Source organism: Sinomonas sp. (genome assembly GCF_036848755.1).
In the GTDB taxonomy this organism is placed as follows: Bacteria; Actinomycetota; Actinomycetes; order Actinomycetales; family Micrococcaceae; genus Sinomonas.
This window is the reverse complement of record NZ_DAIUJO010000080.1, coordinates 1-16,944: the sequence shown is the minus strand read 5'-3', so window position 1 is coordinate 16,944 and position 16,944 is coordinate 1. Positions and strand designations below refer to the sequence as shown.

The window sequence follows — 16,944 nt, the reverse complement described above, 5'->3', positions numbered from 1 at the left end:
CGCCGACCTGGCCGTCCATCATCCCGCTGGGGCCGAGAACATGCGCGCCTGCCTCGGCCTGCGCGACGGCCATCCGGGCATAGATCTCCAGGGTCGCATCGTTGTCGACGCGGCCCTGGTCGTCGAGCACCCCGCAGTGCCCGTGGTCGGTGAACTCGTCGAGGCACACGTCGCTCATGACGACGAGCTCGTCTCCCACCTCGGCGCGCACGCTGCGGATGGCTGCGTTCAGCACTCCGTCCGGATCGAGCGACGCCGAACCGGACGCGTCCCGCTCCTCGGGCACCCCGAAGAGCATGATGCCGCCCAGACCAAGCTCGGCCGCCTCGGCAGCCGCGCGCTTGAGCGTGTCGGTCGTGTGCTGCACGACGCCGGGCATCGACTGGAGTGGCGCGGCCTCCGTGATCCCCTCCCGGATGAATGCAGGCAGGATGAGCTCAGCCGGATGCAGCCGGGTCTCGGCGACAAGCCGGCGCAGCGCGGGCGTCTGGCGCAGGCGCCGAGGACGGTGACGGGGGAAGCTCATGAATTGTCCTTCCGGTGCTCGGATAGTGCGTGAATGGCGGCCGCGACAATCCCCTCTGGCGTGGGTCTCTCGGCCGTCGCGGCGACGACAACCCCGAGCGAGCGAAGCTCCTCGGCAGTCGGCTGCCCGATGGCGACCAGACGCGTGCCCTCGAGGGGGCGCAGGGTCGCGTGGATGCGCCGTGCGGCACTGGGCGACGCCGCGACCACGGCGTCGAGGGTGCCCTCAGCGAGCTGGGCGCGCGCCTCGTCCGGCGTCAGGACGACGGCGACGGCCGGCTCGGCCCCGACGGCAAGCTCCGCGGTCAGGCGGCGTTGCGGGTCTGCCGGATAGTCGACGGTCCGGTAGGCCGTCACGGTATCCACGGCCCACCCACGGGCCTCGAGCCCCTCGGCGAGAGTCGGCGCCGCGAGGTCGCTCTGGGGCAGCAGCACGCGGGTCGCGCCCGCGCCGTCGGCCCCAGCGGCTCCGCCGTCGTCCGAGTACGCCCACGCTCCGAGGAGGCCCTCGGCTGACTGGCTGCCGCTCGGGGCAAGGTCAACCCGCAGACCCTCGGCCTCGAGAACCTGTCGCGAGGAGGGGCCGATCGTGGCGATCTTGACGTCCTCCGGCACGAGTTCAGCGAGAGGAAGGCCGTGCTCGAGCGAGTAGGCCTTGAGTGCGCGGACGGTCGTGATGCTGCTGACCACGAGCCAGGCATACTCACCCGCCCGAAGCCCGCCCATCGCCTCGGCGAATCCCTCGCGGTCGGGCGTCCGCTCGAAGTCGATGAGCGGCAGGAGGAGCGGTTCGGCACCGGCCGCGGCCAGCGCAGCCGCCATCGCCCCGGCTCGGTCCGGGCTCCGGGTCAGGAGCACACGGCGGCCCGTGAGGCTGCCTCCCGCCGAACCGTCCGCCGTCATGCTCAGGCGCCCAGCTCCGCGAAGTCGGCGACGCCACGGGCCAGCAGCTCCTCCGCGAGCTCGATGCCCAGCAGGTGGGCGCCCACGTCGGTGAGGCCGTCGGTCGCCTTGTTGAGCCGGACGCTCTGCTTCCCGTCCGGCGAGCACACGACTGCATCGAGGTAGAGGAGGCTCCCCTTGCGCCGGGCGAGCGCGCCGACGGGGGCGGCGCAGCCGGCCTCGAGCCGCGCGAGGAGCGCGCGCTCGGCGCTCACGGCGAGCCGGGTATCGGCGTCGTCAATGGCGGCGAGAGCCTGGGCGAGGACCCCCTGCACGGCGTGCTGGACGAGGTCGCCGTTCTCACGCGCCGGTGCGTCGTCGAGGCGGCATTCGACCGCGAGCGCGCCCTGGCCCGGGGCCGGGAGCATGACGTCGGGCTCGAAGTATTCGGTCACGACGTCGGTGCGCCCCAAGCGCGTCAGGCCCGCCGCGGCGAGGACGACGGCGTCGAGGTCGCCCGGGGCGTCTGCGGCGTTGCCGGGGAGACCGGGAACGCGGCCGAGCCTGGTGTCGACGTTGCCCCTGATGTCGAGGACCTCGAGGTCGGGCCGCGCGGCCCGAAGCTGAGCTGCGCGCCGCGGCGAGCCTGTTCCGACCCTCGCCCCAGCCGGGAGCTGGGCCAGAGTGAGCCCGTCCCGAGCGCACAGCACGTCGCGCACGTCGGCCCGCGCGGGGATTGCGCCGACCGCGAGGCCTGGCGTCCCCCCTGTCGGGAGGTCCTTGAGCGAATGGATCGCGACGTCGCAGCGGTCGGCGAGGAGGGCCTCGCGGAGGGCTGCGACGAACACGCCGGTGCCGCCGAGCTGCGCGAGGGAACCGGTGCGGACGTCGCCCTCGGTCTTGATGCGGACGAGCTCAGTCTCAAAGCCGCCGACGGCCGCGAGCAGTTCGGCCGTCTGCTGAGTCTGCGTGAGCGCAAGGGCGCTCCCGCGCGTCCCGATGCGTACGGACATGGTCAGGATTCGTCCTGTTCTCCGGGCGCAGCCCCGGCCCCGGCGCCGGCCCCGGCGAGTTCCACTCCGGCCTCGGCAATCACCGGCTTCGCCCCCCGGAAGTTCTCGCAGCACCCGGGTCGGCACACGTCGTACCAAGGGCCCAGATCCGTCACGTGGGGGCGGTCGGCGACGGTCTCCTCGGACGTCCTCTCGCGGATGAGGTCCACGAGGCCCGCGACGAACTTGCCGTGGACCCCAGGGGTCGGGACGCGGACGGCCTGGATGCCCAGCTTCTCGCACGTCTCGAGGGCCTCGGTGTCGAGGTCCCACGCGACCTCCATGTGGTCGCTCACGAACCCGAGGGGCACGATGACGACGCCCTTGACGGAGGGCCCGTCGCCGTCCCCGGCGGCGATCGCCTCGAGATGGTCGTTGATGTCCGGCTCCAGCCAGGGAACGTGCGGAGCGCCCGAGCGCGACTGGTACACGAGGTCCCAGCCGAGGTCGGCGGCGTCGCTCCCACCGGCAACTGCCTGCATGATCGCCCGCGCGTTCGCGAGGTGCTGCGCCACGTAGGCGGAGCCGCCCTCGAACCGGCGCGGTTCGCTGCCGGAGCGCCCGGCAGCCTCGGCGTCCCGCGTCGGGATGGAGTGGGTCGCGAAGAGCACGCGGATCTCGCTGTCGCGCGAGCCGTCCACAGCGTCGAGCGCCTCGCGCACTTGGGCGAGCCCCGCCGTCGTGCCTTCGACGAACGGCTCGACGAAGCCCGGGTGGTCGAAGTACTGGCGGACCTTGTCGACCTCGAGCCGCCCGGCGAGTCCGGTCTCGGTGAGCGCTACGCCGATGTCCTCGCGGTACTGGCGGCAGCTCGAGTAGCACGAGTAGGCACTGGTCGTGACCATGAGCACCCGGCGGTGGCCGTCGTCGTACATCCGCTGGAGCGTCTCGGGGATGTAGGGGTCCCAGTTGCGGTTCCCCCAGTAGATCGGCAGCTCGATCCCGCGCGCGTCAAGCTCGGCCTCGAGCGAGGCCTTGAGCTCGCGGTTCTGGCCGTTGATGGGGCTCACCCCGCCGAAGGCGCGGTAGTGGTGACTGACCTCCTCGAGGCGCTCGTCGGGGATCCCGCGCCCGCGGGTCACGTTGCGCAGGAACGGGATGACGTCGTCCTGGCCCTCCGGCCCCCCGAACGAGGCGAGGAGGACAGCGTCGTAGGCCTTCGGCTCCATCCGCCCGGCCTCGGTGACCGGGTTGATCGCGGTGCTGACTGGCAGCGAGCCTGGCGCGTCGGCGGCAGGCGCGGTCACGCGAGGACCTCGGCGACCTCGTCCGCGGAGATGCGCCGGCCGGTGTGGAACGGGATCTCCTCGCGCACGTGGTTGCGCGCGTCCGTGTAGCGCAGGTGGCGCATCATGTCGACGAGGTCGACGAGCTCGGGCGCCTCGAGCGCGAGGATCCACTCCCAGTCGCCGAGCGCGAACGCGGACACCGTGTTCGAGATGACCTGGGGGAAGTCGCGGCCGAGCATGCCGTGGTCGCGCAGCATCCGCGAGCGCTCCTCCGACGGGAGGAGGTACCACTCGTAGGAGCGGACGAAGGGGTAGACCGTGAGCCACGTGCTCGGCTCGACCCCGCGGGAGAAGGCCGGGGTGTGGCTCTTCGCGAACTCGGCCTCGCGGTGCACGCCCATCGCGTTCCAAGTCTGCTCCGTGCCCGCGAAGAGCTCGCTGCGCCGGATGTCCCGGACGGCCTGCTGGAGGTCCTCCGGCTTTGCGCCATGGACCCACACCATGACGTCCGCGCCGGCCCGGAGGCCCGAGACGTCGTACAGGCCGCGAACCGTCACGCCCTTCTCCCCGAGGCGAGCCACGAGGGCCTCGAAATCGGAGACGGCACTGGCCGCGGGAGCGGCGCTGCCCGCGATGCGGCCGAAGACGGCCCACAGGGTGAAGAACAGCTGCTCAGGAGCCTCGGCGCTCGGGCCACCCTCGGGCACAGTTTTGGTGACAGATTCGTCAAAAGTGTGGCTCATGGCTTCCAGTGTGCTCCTTCGTTGACGGCAAATCGAATCTAGCCTCTCTACATCCCGTAGAAATCGGGATAAAAGTGACCAACATCACAGAGTCCGGTCTGCGAGCTCCCCCGCCTGCTTCCGGGCATCCGGCACCACCGAGGCCAACCCATTGCCCGCGGCCCAGCCGCCGACGACGGCGAGTCCCGGCTGCGCGGCGACAAGCCGGCGGATCTCGGCGACCCGCTCGCGATGGCCCACCGTCGCAAACGGAAGGACGCCTTCCCAGCGCACCACGTCCCAGCCGAGCACGTCCTCGGGGGCAACGGGTACCGTCAGCAGGACCGACGTGTCGGCAAGCGCGGCCCGGAACAGCTCATCGTCGGTTTCGGGCTCGTCGTCGGCGGCGTTCGTACCCGGCTCCACCGCGCGACCGTACGAAAGCCGGACCACGTGCGTGCCCGGCCCAGCCTCGTCCGCAAGCCAGGACCACTTCGCGGTCGCGTGCGTGAGGGCCTTGGCGCTGAGGCCCGGCGACTGCGGTGCGACGAGGACTCCCGTGCCGCGAGGGCGCGCGTCCAGTTCAGGCTTGTCGAGCACGAGCGTGACGAGCTTGACTTCGGGACCCGGGACCGGTTCGTGCCCCGCAAGCTCGGGCACCGCGTCCGAGAGCAGCTCGACCGCCGCCGGCCCCCCTAGTGCGACCACGACGAGATCGGCGTCGTATGCCTGCCCCCCGCCGTCGGTCCGGACGGCGCCCACGCGCCATCCGCCGTCCGAGCGGTCGAGGCGTTCGGCGCGCTCCCCGCTCAGGAGGACGGCGCCGTCGTCCGCGAGCCGATCCACGAGCGCGGCGACGAGACGGTTCATGCCTCCCCTGATGCCCGCGACGGCGGAGCCCGCCTTCGCCCCGGCGCGTGCCGCGCTCCGCTCGCGCTGGGCCGCAACCGCTCCCGCGAGCGAGCCTCGCTCGGCCATGAGCGTGCGCAGGCCCGGCGCGACCATGTCGATGTCCAGGAGCTCGGGATCCGCGGAATGCACACCCCCCACCACGGGGGCGACGAGGCGCTCGAGGACGCGCTTGCCCATGCGGGCCCTGACGACGGCGGCGACGCTCTCCTGTTCGCGGGGCCGCGGGGTCGGAAGGTAGCGGTCAAGGGAAGCACGGAACGAGCCCCACCAGCCGAGGGCCGAACGCACCTCGCGATCCCACGGGTTCGACGGGATCCCTAGGACGCCCGCCTTCGGCAGTTCCTCCGCTCCACTGGGAAGCTGGACCCACGCGCCCGAGGGGTGCGGCGTCACGATCTCTCCCGCCAGGCCGAGCTCGTCGAGGAGGCTCCTCACGCCGTCGGTCCGGGTCGCGAACGATTCCGCCCCGCTGTCGAGCGTGAGCCCCCCGACCTCGTGCGTCCCCAGGCAGCCGCCCCATCGGTCAGCCGCCTCGAGCACCGTCACGTCAACGCCCCGTTCGCGCAGTTCGAGGGCGGCGCAGAGTCCCGCGACTCCCCCGCCGACGACGACGGCGCGAAGGGCCCGCGGTGGGCGCCCTTCGCCGTGCTGTGCTTCCATTGCCCGCCTAGATCGAATGGATGAGTTCGACGAGGCGCGTCAGGACGCCCGGGTCGGTCTCGGGCGGCACGCCGTGGCCGAGGTTGAGGACGTGGCCGGGGGCCGACGCGCCGTGGCGCACGATGTCGCGGACGTGCGCCTCGAGCACGTTCCACGGTGCCGCGAGCAGCGCCGGATCGATGTTCCCCTGCAGGACGACACGCCCGCCCAGCCGCCGGTTGGCCTCCTGGATCGGCAGGCGGTAGTCCACGCCGACGGCGTCGACGCCCACCTCGTACATCGCGCCGAGGAGCTCGGAGGTCCCCGTGCCGAAATGGACCAGTGGCGCACCGAGGTCCCTGACATGGTCGAGCGCCCGAGAGGAGTACGGCGCGGCACTGCGGCGGTAGTCCTCGAGACCGAGCGATCCGGCCCACGAGTCGAAGAGCTGGCCGGCCGAGGCGCCCGCCTCGATCTGGGCCCTCAGGAACCGCCCCGACGCGTCGGCCGTCCATTCCATGAGCGCCTGCCAGGTCGCCGGGTCCCCGTGCATCATCGTGCGAGGGCCCAGGTGGTCGCGCGACGGGCGTCCCTCGATCATGTACGCCGCGACGGTGAACGGGGCGCCCGCGAAGCCGATGAGCGGCGTCGTGCCCAGTTCCTCGACGGTGAGGCGGACGGCCTCGCGGATGGGCGCGAAGATCGAGTCGTCGAGGCGCGGGAGCGCGGCGACGTCCTCCGGGGTGCGGATCGGCTGCTGGAGCACGGGCCCGACGCCCGGCGCGATGTCGACCCCGATCCCTGCGAGCTTCAGGGGAATGACGATGTCGGAGAAGAAGATGCCCGCGTCGACGCCGTGACGCCGCACCGGCTGGAGCGTGATCTCCGCGGCGAGTTCAGGCTTCAGGCAGGCCTCGAGCATCCCGACCCCCTCCCGCGCGGCTCGGTATTCGGGCAAGGAACGGCCCGCCTGCCGCATGAACCACACGGGGCGACTGTTGGGCCGCGCCCCCCGGTACGCGGTAATCAGGGGAGACTGTGCTGTCCGGCCGTCCTTGAGGGGGTGGTCAGGGCTGAGGGTCATAGGCCGATTCTCTCAGAGGGGGCAAGGCCTCATGCTGACGGTGTGTCACAAGGGCGTCGCGCAGATCACGGTCCGAGTGCGTGTTCTACACCGGATCGAAAAGCTATGATGGTCGCGCTGTGGTTGTTTTCTCGATGGTGGCGACTCACGCCGATCTGAATCTTGAAACCGTTGCCCTCTTGAGCAACGGCGCTGCGACCGTGGCCTCATCAGCCTCCGAGTCCCCCGCCGTGGCGGGTGCAGTGGTGCTTTCGACGTGCAATCGGTACGAGATCTATGCCGAGGCACCGGCCCCCGAAGACTTCGAGGCGGCGCGCTCGGCCCTCGTCGCCGAGATCAGCCAGCGCACTGGCCTGCCGGGGCCCACCGTCTCGGACATCTTCCGCACGAAGGACGGGGCCGACGTCGCCCGCCATCTGTTCGCCGTGAGCTCGGGACTGGACTCCGCCGTCGTCGGTGAACGCGAGATCGCCGGCCAGGTGCGCCGGGCGCTCATCTCCGCCCAGCAAGAAGGGACGGCGAGCCCCACCCTCGTCCGGCTGTTCCAGGCCGCGTCGCGCACCGCGAAGGACGTAGGCACCCAGACGGCCCTCGGCAGCCGCGGCCTCTCCATCGTGTCGGTCGCCCTCGATCTCGCGACCGATCTCGCCGAGGAGCCCGACTGGTCTGGCAAGCGCGCGGTCCTGTTCGGAACAGGTGCCTACGCTGGCGCCACGATGGCGCTGCTCCGCGAGCGCGGCTGCACGCACGTCGAGGTGTACTCGTCGTCGGGCCGCGCCGAGGAGTTCGCCGCCGCGCGCGGCGGGACAGCGGTGACCCCCGAGCAGCTCCCGGGCGCGATTGCGCAGGCCGACGTCCTGATCGGCTGCAGCGGGTCGACGACGCCCATGGAGGCTGTCGAGCTCGCCGCCATCCGCTCTGATTCGCCGCAGCAGCTCATCGTGATCGACCTTGCGCTCACCCACGACTTCGACCCCGCCGTCGGCTCGCTCGAGAACGTCGAGCTCGTGACGCTCGAGTCGGTGCGCCTCGCAGCGCCTCAGGAGCAGGCGGAGGCCCTCGCCGAAGCGAGCCGAATCGTCGACGCCTCCGCGAGGGACTTCGAGTCCCAGCGCCAGGCGCGTCAGGCCGACGCCGCCATCGTTGCCCTCCGCCGCCACACGATGGCGGTCCTCGACGCGGAGATCGAGAAGGTCCGTGCGCGGCACGGCTGCACGGCAGCCGCCGAAGAAGTTGAATTCGCCATGCGCCGCATGGTCAAGCAGCTCCTTCACACGCCGACCGTGCGCGCCCGGGAGCTCGCGGCCCAGGGCCGGGAGGCCGAATACCTGGCCGCGCTCGACGCGCTCTACGGGATCAGCATCGAGCTGCCGTCCGTTGTCGCCGAGTCGCTCGGCGAGGAGCGCGACGGCGAACACGCCGCCGAGTCTGCCGAGGATTGCCCGGTCGACCACACGCGAGCCGGCTAGGGGTCGGAGTCTCGGCGCTGTCGGGGACAGGCGCGGAACCGGGACGCGCGCCAGCGTGAATGCACCTCAGTACGTCGGCTTGTCCGGCTCCACGTCCCGCACCCACGCAAGGACCCCGCCCTCGAGATGGCGGGCGCTGCTGAACCCGGCCTCCTGGGCGGCCGCAAGGACGTTGGCGGAACGCACCCCCGACTTGCAGTGGAACACGACGTCCTTGTCCCTCGGGAGCTCGCCCCAGGCCTCACCCGAGAGCAGGCGCCCCTGCGGGATGAGCCGCGCGCCCGGGATGCTCACCATCGCGTACTCCCCCGGTTCCCGGACGTCGACGAGTTCGAAGTCGGCCCCCCCGGCCTCCCGCGCCGCGAGCATCCGGGCCAGCTCGACCGCTGTGACGGAGCGGCCGGCAGGGGCCGGGGCCGCGGGAGCGACGCCGCAGAAGGCCTCGTAGTCCATGAGTTCCGTGACGGGCTGCGCCTCAGGGTCCTTCGAGACGCGGAGCTCGCGCCACGTCGCATGCAAGGCATCGTAGAGCTGAACGCGCCCGAGCAGAGTGCGCCCGACGCCGGTGATGAGCTTGACGGCCTCGGTCACCATGGAGGCGCCGATGGTCGCGCAGAGCATCCCGTACACCCCGCCCTCGCCGCATGACGGAACGGATCCCGCGGGCGGGGCCTCGGGGTAGAGATCACGGTACGTGGGCCCGTACTTCTCCCAGAAGACGCTCACTTGCCCGTCAAAGCGGAAGATCGAGCCCCATACGTAGGGCTTGCCGAGGATCGCGGCCGCGTCGTTGACCAGGTAGCGCGTCGCAAAGTTGTCTGTGCCGTCCAGGATGAGGTCGTAGCCCGCGAAGATCTCGAGGGCGTTCGAAGAGTCGAGGTACACCTCGTGAAGGCGCACCTCGACAAGGGGGTTGAGTTCGCGGACGGCGTCGCGGGCTGACTGTGCCTTCGGGCGGCCCACGTCCGAGACCCCGTGGATGACCTGCCGCTGCAGGTTGCTGAGCTCGACCGCGTCGTCGTCGACGATCCCGAGGGTCCCGACGCCCGCCGCCGCGAGGTACAGGAGCGCGGGTGAGCCAAGACCGCCAGCTCCGATCACCAGGACCTTCGCGTTCTTGAGCCGGCGCTGCCCGACATCCCCGATCTCGGGAATGATGACGTGCCGCGAGTAGCGCTGCACCTCTTCTGGCGTGAGCGACGGCGCGGGCTCCACGAGCGGCGGAAGTGTTAGCTGATCGGAGGTCGGGGACATGCTTCCAGCCTATGCCTGAAAGCGTGGCGGATGCGCTGGCGAGGCGACCCGCGGGTAGAGTGAAGGCATAGCTTGTGCGTGAGAGAAAGGTGGGGCTGTGAGCACCGAGCCTCGCGCGGCATCGATGCGGTCACCGCGCCTCCCGAGAGACGAGCGGAGAGCGCAGCTCCTCAACGCAGCCCTCGAAGTCTTCGCTGCCAACGGCTACCACGGCGCAGCGATGGACGACATCGCCGAGACGGCTCAGGTCTCGAAGCCCGTGCTGTACCAGCACTTCCCGTCGAAGCGAGATCTCTATCTCGCCCTCCTCGACAGCCATCTTGCCGCGTTGACCGAGCTCATGAAGTCCGCACTCGCCTCGACGAACGACAACCGGGAGCGCGTGCGCGCCGTCATGCGCACCTACTACGAGTTCATCGCAAAAGACGACAAGGCCCATCGCCTCGTCTTCGAATCCGACCTCGTCAACGACCCGGAGGTCGCCTCCCGGCTCGAGACGTTCAATCGCGGCTTCGCGGAGGCCATTGCGCGCGTCATCGCGACCGATACGAAGCTGCCGATGGTCGAAGCGCAGCTTCTCGGCCGAGGGCTGGCAGGCATGGCCCAGGTGAGCGCCCGGTACTGGCTCGAGACCTCACATGACTTGGACCTCGGCGTTGCGAGCGATCTCGTGTCGCGCCTGGCTTGGCGCGGAATCTCCCGTTTTCCCAAGGAGACGTGAGTCGACGAAGAGGCCTGGGCCCGCGAAGAGGCCTAAGGTACGTATAGAGGACCGGAGGGCTCATGCCCCCGGCCCCTTCATGTCCTGACAGAGCAAAAGGGAGACCACGTGGAAATCAAGATCGGCATCCAGAACGTCGGCCGCGAGATCGTGCTCGAGTCCACTCAGGACGCCGACGCGGTCGCGACGCTCGTGGCGGAGGCGATCTCGGCGCAGACCGAGCTCCGTCTCCAGGACGAGAAGGGACGGCAGGTCATCATCCCGGCGAAGGTCATCGGCTACGTCGAGCTCGGGGCTCAGGAGGCCCGCCGCGTGGGCTTCGGCGCCCTCTGACGCCAATGGAGACTGTGTGGTCGCTCGTCATCGACGTCATCGTGACGGGCGGGATCGGCTTCGCGCTGTGGGCGGCTGACCGGCGCCACGGGAAGTACGGCATCATGCTGCCCGTGGCGCTCGGCGTCGTCGTCGCCTGCCTGGCGTGGATCGTCGTGGTCGCGGCCGGGACCGGCTACCTCACGGGGCTCATCTGGATGCCCTGGGTCGTTCCGATGGCGCTGGGCCTCGTTGTCTCCTTCGCCGTAACGAAGCTCATCGAGCGTCGCCGAGAGAAGCGCGACGTCGCGGATCTCACGCGCCTGCTCAAGGGCTGAGCGCCCAGCCCCCGTTGCGCCGTCACGTCCGCAGGGTCGACACCCTGCGGACGGGACGTCGCAACGGATTGGGGATCCGCAACGGGCCGGGAATCCGCAGCCGGCCGGAGATCCGCAGCCGGCCGGAGATCACAGGAACTGGGCCCGGCCCTCCATCGGGCTCGAGGCCAGCGCGTGCTCGCGGCGCGGGATGCGCCCGGCCTGGGCGGCGAGGCGGCCAGCCGCGACGGCGTGACGGAACGCGGTCGCCATCCGGACGGGGTCCTGAGCCCGCGTCACTGCGGTCGCGAGGAGGACAGCGTCGCAGCCGAGCTCCATGGCAAGCGCTGCATCCGACGCCGTGCCGATCCCCGCATCGAGCACGACTGGCACCTCGGCCCGGGCCACGATGAGCTCGATGTTGTGCGGGTTGAGGATGCCCAGGCCCGTGCCGATCGGCGCCCCGAGCGGCATGACCGCAACCGCTCCCAGCTGCTCGAGGCGGCGGGCGAGGGCGGGGTCGTCGTTCGTGTAGGCGAAGACCTTGAATCCTCGGCCGACAAGCTGTTCGGTCGCGTCGGCGAGCTCGATGGGATCCGGCAGGAGCGTCGTCTCGTCGGCGATGACCTCGAGCTTGACCCAATCCGTCTCGAGCGCCTCGCGCGCGAGCTCGGCCGTCAGGACCGCGTCGCGCGCCGTGAAGCAGCCTGCGGTGTTGGGCAGGACGCGGATTCCCTTCTCCATCAGGAGCTGGAAGAGAGAGCCCTGCTCGGCTGGCGAGAAGCGTCGCATGGCGACGGTCGTGAGCTCGGTTCCCGACGCCTCGAGGGCGTCGCCGAGGCCCTCGAGGCTGGGGGCGCCCCCCGTCCCCATGATGAGCCTCGAGCCGAGGGCCACGCCGTCGACCACGAACGGGTCGTGGGCGAGGAGAGGTTCGCGGGTGCCTTCTGCGGTGTTGATGAACATTCCCATGTCAGCCTCCTTGCATGGCTGTGACGAGCTCGACGGCGTCTCCCGCCGAGAGCGGCGTGGTGCCCCAGCGAGCGCGGGGCACCACTTCCGAGTTGAGGGCGACGGCGACGCCGAGCCGGCCGCCGTCTGCGGGACGGCCGTCGCTGCCGAGGGAGCGGCCCGTGGTTGCGGCGACGAGGTCGAGGACGCTCGACCCCTCGGTCATATCGCGCCGCTCACCGTTGACGGTGAGCGCAAGTGTCGGTGAGGCGTTCATGCGGTCCTTCCTGAAGCAGGCCTTCCGTCGCGAATCGTCGCGGGCTTCCGGGAATCGTCCATGAAGCGGTCGGGGCGGAACGCGTCCCAGCGTTCGTCGGTGCCGCCGTCGAGGAGCTCGTGGCAGACACGCGCGGCGGCCGGAGTCAGCAGCACTCCATGGCGGAAGAAGCCTGTGGCGACGATGAGACCCGGGACGTCGCCGTCGTCGTCCGCCGCACCCTCCGGCGCCCAGCGTGCCGCCACGCGCCCCAGCAGGGGCGCGTTGTCCGGGGTGCCTGGCCTGGCTCGGGCCGTGGACTCGTACAGCTCCAATTCGGCGACCGCCGGGACAAGGGCCTGCGCGTCGCGGAGCAGTTCGTAGACGCCCCCCGCGGAGACGGCCTCGGAGCCGTCCTCGCGCTGGGTTGCGCCGATCACCACGGTCCCGTCCTCCCGGGGGACCAGATACACGGGCCTTCCCCGTACGAGCCCGCGCACCGTCGCCGTCACGAGCGGCCGCAGGCTCGGGGGCACGCGGAGGCGCAGGATGTCGCCGTAGACCGGCCGGAGCGGAAGCGGGACCGGCAGGCCCTCGAGGCCCCGTGCCCCCAGACCGTTCGCCACGATCGTCTCGGCCGCGCGCAGTTCGCTCCCATCGGCGAGCCGGACGCCGACCACCCGCCCCCGCTCCCAGACGAGCCCTCGCGCGCGCTCCCGGACCAGACGCTCCCCGCCGAGACGGGTCAGGAGCGCAGCCACCAGCCGGCGCGGATCCACCTGGTGGTCCGCCGCGATTTCGAAGGCGCCGGAGATGCCCGGCGCGAGGAGCGGTTCGAGCCTTCGCGCCTCGCGCACGGTCAGGGAGCGGACTTCGAGACCGTGCTTCTCCTGCACCGCGCGCAGGTCAGCGAGCGCCTGCCGGTCCGCGGCATCGGCCGCGAGGCACAGCGTCGGGGTGCGGAGGTAACCGGCCTCGACCGCGAGGGGGCTCGCGAATTCGGGCCATCGCCGGGCCGACGCAAGCATGAGGCCGAGGAGGTCCTCCTCCTGGTAGTGGTACTCGCTCACGGCGGCGAGCATGCCCGCCGCGGCGAAGCTCGCCCCCGAACCCGGCGCCGGGTCGACGACGACGACGCGGCGCCCCGCGCGCGCGGCCTCCCACGCGATGCCCAGACCGACGACGCCGCCCCCGATCACGGCGACGTCAGCCGCGGGAGCCTCGTTGCGGTACTCCTCCACGAAATCCTCGTCCTTCCCTACGCCGGTGCAAGCCGGATCAGGTTCTTACGGTCGGCTCAGGCCCTCTCAGCCCGGCGGCGCCGCCCACCCAAGGCGGATCGTCACACGCGGGCTCCCGCAGTCGTGAGGTCTAGTCTAGTTCCATGCTCCTGACCGACGCCCAGCTTTACGTGTGCACCGACGCCCGGCGGGACCGCGGCGATTTCGCGTCCTTCGTCGACGCGGCGTTCTCGGGAGGCGTCGACATCATCCAGCTGCGAGACAAGCAGATCGAGGCGGCCGAGGAACTCGAGCTGCTCGAGGTGCTCAAGGGCGCCGCCGAGCGCCACAACAAGCTCTGGGCGGTCAACGACCGAGCCGACATCGCATTCCTCTCCGGCGCGCCGGTCTTCCACGTGGGGCAGCGCGACCTGCCGGTCGCAGCTGTGCGCCGCGTCGTGGGCGACTCCGTCGCCGTGGGCCTGTCGACGCATGCGCCGGACCAGGTCGACTCGGCCCTCGCAGCCGGCTCCCCCGACGGTGTGGCGGACGACGCCGGCGCACCCCTCGCATACTTCTGCACCGGGCCCCTCTGGGCCACCCCCACCAAGCCGGGCCGGACGCCAGTGGGACTCGGGCTTGTCGAGTACGCTGCCCGGCGATCTGCTGAGGCGCTCGACGCGGGTCGCGTCGCCGTGCCATGGTTCGCGATCGGCGGGATCGACCAGAGCAATATCGGCCAGGTCGTCGACGCCGGGGCGAGCCGCGTCGTCGTCGTTCGCGCCATCACCGACGCCGAAGATCCGGCGCAGGCCGCCGCCCGCCTCCGGTCCCAGCTCCCGACCCTCACGACCAGCGCGACCACAGCATGACGGTCGTCGCCTATCAGGGGGAACCCGGCGCGAATTCGCACATGGCCGCGCTCGAGGCCTTCCCGGACGCGGACGCGCTCGCGTGCGCAACGTTCGAGGACGCGTTCGCAGCGGTCGACTCCGGCGAGGCGCAGTTCGCGATGATCCCAATCGACAACACCGTGGCCGGGCGCGTCGCGGACATACACCTCCTGCTTCCCACGACGGCGTTGCAGATCGTAGGCGAGCACTTTCTCCGCATCCGGTTCAGCCTCATGGGCGTCGCCGGATCGACGATCGATGGCGCCCGCGAAGTGCACAGCCACGTCCACGCCCTGGCGCAGTGCCGGGGCTTCATCCGCTCGCATGGCCTCACCCCCGTCGTGGCCGGGGACACCGCCGGCTCAGCACGCGAGGTGGCGGAATGGGGCGACCCGACGAAGCTCTCGATCGCCCCTCCCCTCGCGGCGCAGCGCTATGGCCTCGAGATCCTCGCCTCCGACATCGAAGACCAGAAGCACAACACGACCCGCTTCGTGATCCTCGCTCCCCCGCGTGAGTATCCGCAGGTCGGGGACGGACCCTTCGTCACGAGCTTCGTGTTCCGGGTGAAGAACATCCCGGCCGCGCTCTACAAGGCGCTCGGCGGCTTCGCGACCAACGGCGTCAACATGACCCGGCTCGAGAGCTACATGGTGAACGGGAAGTTCGCGGCCACGATGTTCATGGTGGACGTCGAGGGGCATCCGGACGAGCCTCCGCTCGCCCGCGCCCTCGAGGAACTTGCGTTCTTCTCGACCGAGCTCCGTCTGCTCGGGGTCTTCCCCGCCCATCCGCGGCGCTTCGGTCAGACGGCCTGACCCAGAACGTCCTGTCCGCCCGGGGCGGGGAGGTCTAGGCTGACGCTCGTGGGCTATCAACACATCAGCCCGAAGGCGCGGCCCGCGACGACGGCCGCCGGGCGCCCAGGGGCCGCGGCGTTGGAGGCTGCTTTCGCCGCGCTCCGCGAGGAGTTCCAGCTCGCGTCCGACTACCCTGCCGCCGCGCTCGCGGACGCCGAGGCCGCGATCGCCTCGCTCGAGCTGCCGGCACCGGACCAGACCCACATCGAGTTCGTCACAATCGACCCTCCGGGCTCGACGGACCTCGACCAGGCGCTTCACATCGAACGCGACGGTTCCGGTTACCGCGTGCGCTACGCGATCGCCGATGTGCCCGCGTTCGTCCGGCCCGACGGGGAGCTCGACGCCGAGACGCGGCGGCGAGGCCAGACCATCTACGCCCCGGACGAGAAGGTTCCCCTGCACCCCCACGACATCACCGACAACGCCGGAAGCCTGCTCGCCGACTCGGTGCGCGGAGCCTTCGTGTGGGACTTTCGGCTCAACGCGCAAGGCGAGATGACCGACGTCGGCCTCGAACGCGCACGGGTCCGGAGCCGCGCACGGCTCGCGTACGCCGAGGTGCAGGAGCAGATCGACGCAGGGAGCGCGATCGACTCCCTCATGCTCCTCAAGGAGGTGGGCCTCAAGAGGGTCGAGCTCGAGCGCCAACGAGGCGGGGCGAGCCTGAACCTGCCGGAGCAGGAGATTGTGCCGACGGACGACGGCGGCTACCGGATCGAGGCTTCGTCCGCGCGTCCCGTCGAAGACTGGAACGCGCAGATCTCGCTCATGACCGGGATGGCCGCCGCGAAGCTCATGATGGACGGCGGCGTCGGCATCCTCCGGACCATGCCGCCGCCCGATGAGAAGTCGCTGCGCCACTTCCGCCGGCAGACCCAGGCCCTCGGGCGCGAATGGGACGCGAGCGTCCCCTACGGCGAATACCTGAGGACGCTCGACGCCTCAGACCCCCGACAGCTCGCGATTCTCCACGCCGCAGCGGCCCTCTTCCGCGGGGCCGCGTACACCCCCTTCGACGGCAGGGTTCCCGAGCATCACGTTCAAGCGGCGATTGCCGCTCCGTACGCGCACACGACAGCCCCGCTGCGCCGTCTCGTCGACCGCTTCGTCCTCGTCCTCTGCGAGGCTCTCGCGAACGACGGCGTGGTCCCGGGCTGGGTGCGCGAAGCGCTCCCAGCGCTGCCGAGCATCATGGCCGCATCGGACCTGAGGGCCGCGCAGGTCGAACGGGCAGCGCTTGACCTCGTGGAGGCCGCGCTTCTCGTGCATCGGGTCGGCCAGGAGTTCGACGCCGTCGTCGTCTCGGGCTCGAAGCCTTCGCCCGCGAACGGGGCGTCGACGGCCAACGGCAACGGGCGGCCCGTCCAGCCCCTCGACCGAATCGCCAGCTCGCAGAACGGGACGCGACCGTCCGGCGCGGCGAAGCCGTTCGGCACTGTCCAGCTCGCCGATCCCCCAGTCACGGCACGGTGCGAGGGCGACATGGAGTCGGGGACCACGATCCGCGTCCGACTCGTCGACGCCGACATCCAGAAGCGACTGGTCCTGTTCGAACGGGTGTGACGGACTCCTCGGATCGCCCTCACTCGGGCGGTGCTGTTCCCTGGGGCGGCGCCGGTATCCCGCAGCTGTGCCGGTTCCCC

At 71.0% G+C, this 16,944-nt stretch carries 17 protein-coding genes, 1 pseudogene and 1 riboswitch; of the genes and pseudogenes, 7 read left to right on the top strand and 11 right to left on the bottom strand.

All coding sequences use genetic code 11. From position 1 onward, the window contains the following. The 7 genes and pseudogenes from V7053_RS13170 to hemE all read right to left on the bottom strand — a co-directional run. Window positions 1–526 (bottom strand): annotated as a pseudogene (locus V7053_RS13170) (porphobilinogen synthase); the annotation flags it as partial. Then, window positions 523–1,428 carry a uroporphyrinogen-III synthase gene (locus tag V7053_RS13165; RefSeq protein ID WP_334172724.1) on the bottom strand — a complete coding sequence of 302 codons (906 nt, stop codon included), beginning with the start codon at window positions 1,426–1,428 and terminating at the stop codon, window positions 523–525. The pseudogene V7053_RS13170 and the gene V7053_RS13165, both read right to left, overlap by 4 nt. Window positions 1,429–1,430: 2 nt before the next feature. After that, the gene (gene hemC / locus V7053_RS13160; RefSeq protein ID WP_334172723.1) at window positions 1,431–2,420 is read right to left on the bottom strand and encodes a hydroxymethylbilane synthase; all 990 of its coding nucleotides are present in this window, start codon (window positions 2,418–2,420) and stop codon (window positions 1,431–1,433) included. A 2-nt stretch (window positions 2,421–2,422) separates the two neighbouring features. Then, window positions 2,423–3,628 carry a ferrochelatase gene (locus V7053_RS13155; protein WP_334172728.1) on the bottom strand — a complete coding sequence of 402 codons (1,206 nt, stop codon included), beginning with the start codon at window positions 3,626–3,628 and terminating at the stop codon, window positions 2,423–2,425. A 74-nt stretch (window positions 3,629–3,702) separates the two neighbouring features. Beyond that, window positions 3,703–4,431 (bottom strand): hydrogen peroxide-dependent heme synthase, encoded by a 729-nt coding sequence (hemQ, locus tag V7053_RS13150; protein WP_334172722.1) that lies wholly within the window; start codon window positions 4,429–4,431, stop codon window positions 3,703–3,705. Window positions 4,432–4,515: 84 nt separating this feature from the next. Continuing rightward, window positions 4,516–5,982, bottom strand: a complete 1,467-nt coding sequence (gene hemG / locus V7053_RS13145; protein WP_334172721.1) for a protoporphyrinogen oxidase — start codon at window positions 5,980–5,982, stop codon at window positions 4,516–4,518. Window positions 5,983–5,989: 7 nt separating this feature from the next. Continuing rightward, the gene (hemE, locus tag V7053_RS13140) at window positions 5,990–7,045 is read right to left on the bottom strand and encodes a uroporphyrinogen decarboxylase (protein WP_334172720.1); all 1,056 of its coding nucleotides are present in this window, start codon (window positions 7,043–7,045) and stop codon (window positions 5,990–5,992) included. 119 nt (window positions 7,046–7,164) lie between these two features. Between hemE and V7053_RS13135 the strand changes: the two genes are divergently transcribed. After that, a complete protein-coding gene (locus V7053_RS13135; protein WP_334172719.1) occupies window positions 7,165–8,514 on the top strand; it encodes a glutamyl-tRNA reductase in 1,350 nt (449 codons plus the stop codon). Between the two features lie 66 nt (window positions 8,515–8,580). Here the strand turns inward: V7053_RS13135 and moeB are convergent, their stop codons facing one another. Continuing rightward, window positions 8,581–9,768: a molybdopterin-synthase adenylyltransferase MoeB gene (moeB, locus tag V7053_RS13130; protein WP_334172718.1), complete on the bottom strand. Its 1,188-nt coding sequence runs from the start codon at window positions 9,766–9,768 to the stop codon at window positions 8,581–8,583. Window positions 9,769–9,892: 124 nt separating this feature from the next. Between moeB and V7053_RS13125 the strand changes: the two genes are divergently transcribed. From V7053_RS13125 to V7053_RS13115, 3 genes are all read left to right on the top strand, one after another. Beyond that, the gene (locus V7053_RS13125; RefSeq protein WP_334172727.1) at window positions 9,893–10,489 is read left to right on the top strand and encodes a TetR/AcrR family transcriptional regulator; all 597 of its coding nucleotides are present in this window, start codon (window positions 9,893–9,895) and stop codon (window positions 10,487–10,489) included. Window positions 10,490–10,597: 108 nt separating this feature from the next. Next, window positions 10,598–10,822, top strand: a complete 225-nt coding sequence (locus V7053_RS13120; protein WP_334172717.1) for a DUF3107 domain-containing protein — start codon at window positions 10,598–10,600, stop codon at window positions 10,820–10,822. A gap of 5 nt (window positions 10,823–10,827) precedes the next feature. Then, the gene (locus V7053_RS13115) at window positions 10,828–11,139 is read left to right on the top strand and encodes a hypothetical protein (protein ID WP_334172716.1); all 312 of its coding nucleotides are present in this window, start codon (window positions 10,828–10,830) and stop codon (window positions 11,137–11,139) included. A gap of 129 nt (window positions 11,140–11,268) precedes the next feature. Here the strand turns inward: V7053_RS13115 and V7053_RS13110 are convergent, their stop codons facing one another. The 3 genes from V7053_RS13110 to thiO form a co-directional block, all read right to left on the bottom strand. Next, window positions 11,269–12,084: a thiazole synthase gene (locus V7053_RS13110; RefSeq protein WP_334172726.1), complete on the bottom strand. Its 816-nt coding sequence runs from the start codon at window positions 12,082–12,084 to the stop codon at window positions 11,269–11,271. Window positions 12,085–12,091: 7 nt separating this feature from the next. Then, window positions 12,092–12,346: a sulfur carrier protein ThiS gene (gene thiS, locus V7053_RS13105; protein WP_334172715.1), complete on the bottom strand. Its 255-nt coding sequence runs from the start codon at window positions 12,344–12,346 to the stop codon at window positions 12,092–12,094. Next, window positions 12,343–13,566, bottom strand: a complete 1,224-nt coding sequence (thiO, locus tag V7053_RS13100) for a glycine oxidase ThiO (RefSeq protein ID WP_334172714.1) — start codon at window positions 13,564–13,566, stop codon at window positions 12,343–12,345. Before thiO ends, thiS begins: the two co-directional genes overlap by 4 nt. Next, window positions 13,563–13,695, bottom strand: a riboswitch (TPP riboswitch). (Overlaps the previous gene by 4 nt.) Window positions 13,696–13,709: 14 nt before the next feature. Here thiO and thiE point away from each other — a divergent pair. From thiE to V7053_RS13085, 3 genes are read left to right on the top strand one after another with little or no spacing between them, the layout of a single operon-like run. Next, window positions 13,710–14,417, top strand: coding sequence for a thiamine phosphate synthase (gene thiE / locus V7053_RS13095; RefSeq protein ID WP_334172713.1), 708 nt, complete (start codon window positions 13,710–13,712; stop codon window positions 14,415–14,417). Then, on the top strand, window positions 14,414–15,256 hold the full coding sequence (locus V7053_RS13090) for a prephenate dehydratase (protein ID WP_334172712.1): 843 nt from the start codon (window positions 14,414–14,416) through the stop codon (window positions 15,254–15,256). Before thiE ends, V7053_RS13090 begins: the two co-directional genes overlap by 4 nt. Window positions 15,257–15,304: 48 nt before the next feature. Then, window positions 15,305–16,864, top strand: coding sequence for an RNB domain-containing ribonuclease (locus V7053_RS13085; protein WP_443022615.1), 1,560 nt, complete (start codon window positions 15,305–15,307; stop codon window positions 16,862–16,864). The last annotated feature ends 80 nt before the right edge of the window (window positions 16,865–16,944 follow it).

Coding starts and splice junctions, on each gene's coding strand:
- hemQ (WP_334172722.1), bottom strand. CDS start 4,431: ATGAGCCACACTTTTGACGAATCTGTCACCAAAACTGTGCCCGAGGGT.
- hemC (WP_334172723.1), bottom strand. CDS start 2,420: ATGTCCGTACGCATCGGGACGCGCGGGAGCGCCCTTGCGCTCACGCAG.
- V7053_RS13115 (WP_334172716.1), top strand. CDS start 10,828: ATGGAGACTGTGTGGTCGCTCGTCATCGACGTCATCGTGACGGGCGGG.
- V7053_RS13110 (WP_334172726.1), bottom strand. CDS start 12,084: ATGTTCATCAACACCGCAGAAGGCACCCGCGAACCTCTCCTCGCCCAC.
- V7053_RS13165 (WP_334172724.1), bottom strand. CDS start 1,428: ATGACGGCGGACGGTTCGGCGGGAGGCAGCCTCACGGGCCGCCGTGTG.
- moeB (WP_334172718.1), bottom strand. CDS start 9,768: ATGTCCCCGACCTCCGATCAGCTAACACTTCCGCCGCTCGTGGAGCCC.
- hemE (WP_334172720.1), bottom strand. CDS start 7,045: ATGACCCTCAGCCCTGACCACCCCCTCAAGGACGGCCGGACAGCACAG.
- hemG (WP_334172721.1), bottom strand. CDS start 5,982: ATGGAAGCACAGCACGGCGAAGGGCGCCCACCGCGGGCCCTTCGCGCC.
- thiE (WP_334172713.1), top strand. CDS start 13,710: ATGCTCCTGACCGACGCCCAGCTTTACGTGTGCACCGACGCCCGGCGG.
- thiS (WP_334172715.1), bottom strand. CDS start 12,346: ATGAACGCCTCACCGACACTTGCGCTCACCGTCAACGGTGAGCGGCGC.
- V7053_RS13125 (WP_334172727.1), top strand. CDS start 9,893: ATGCGGTCACCGCGCCTCCCGAGAGACGAGCGGAGAGCGCAGCTCCTC.
- V7053_RS13155 (WP_334172728.1), bottom strand. CDS start 3,628: ATGGAGCCGAAGGCCTACGACGCTGTCCTCCTCGCCTCGTTCGGGGGG.
- V7053_RS13090 (WP_334172712.1), top strand. CDS start 14,414: ATGACGGTCGTCGCCTATCAGGGGGAACCCGGCGCGAATTCGCACATG.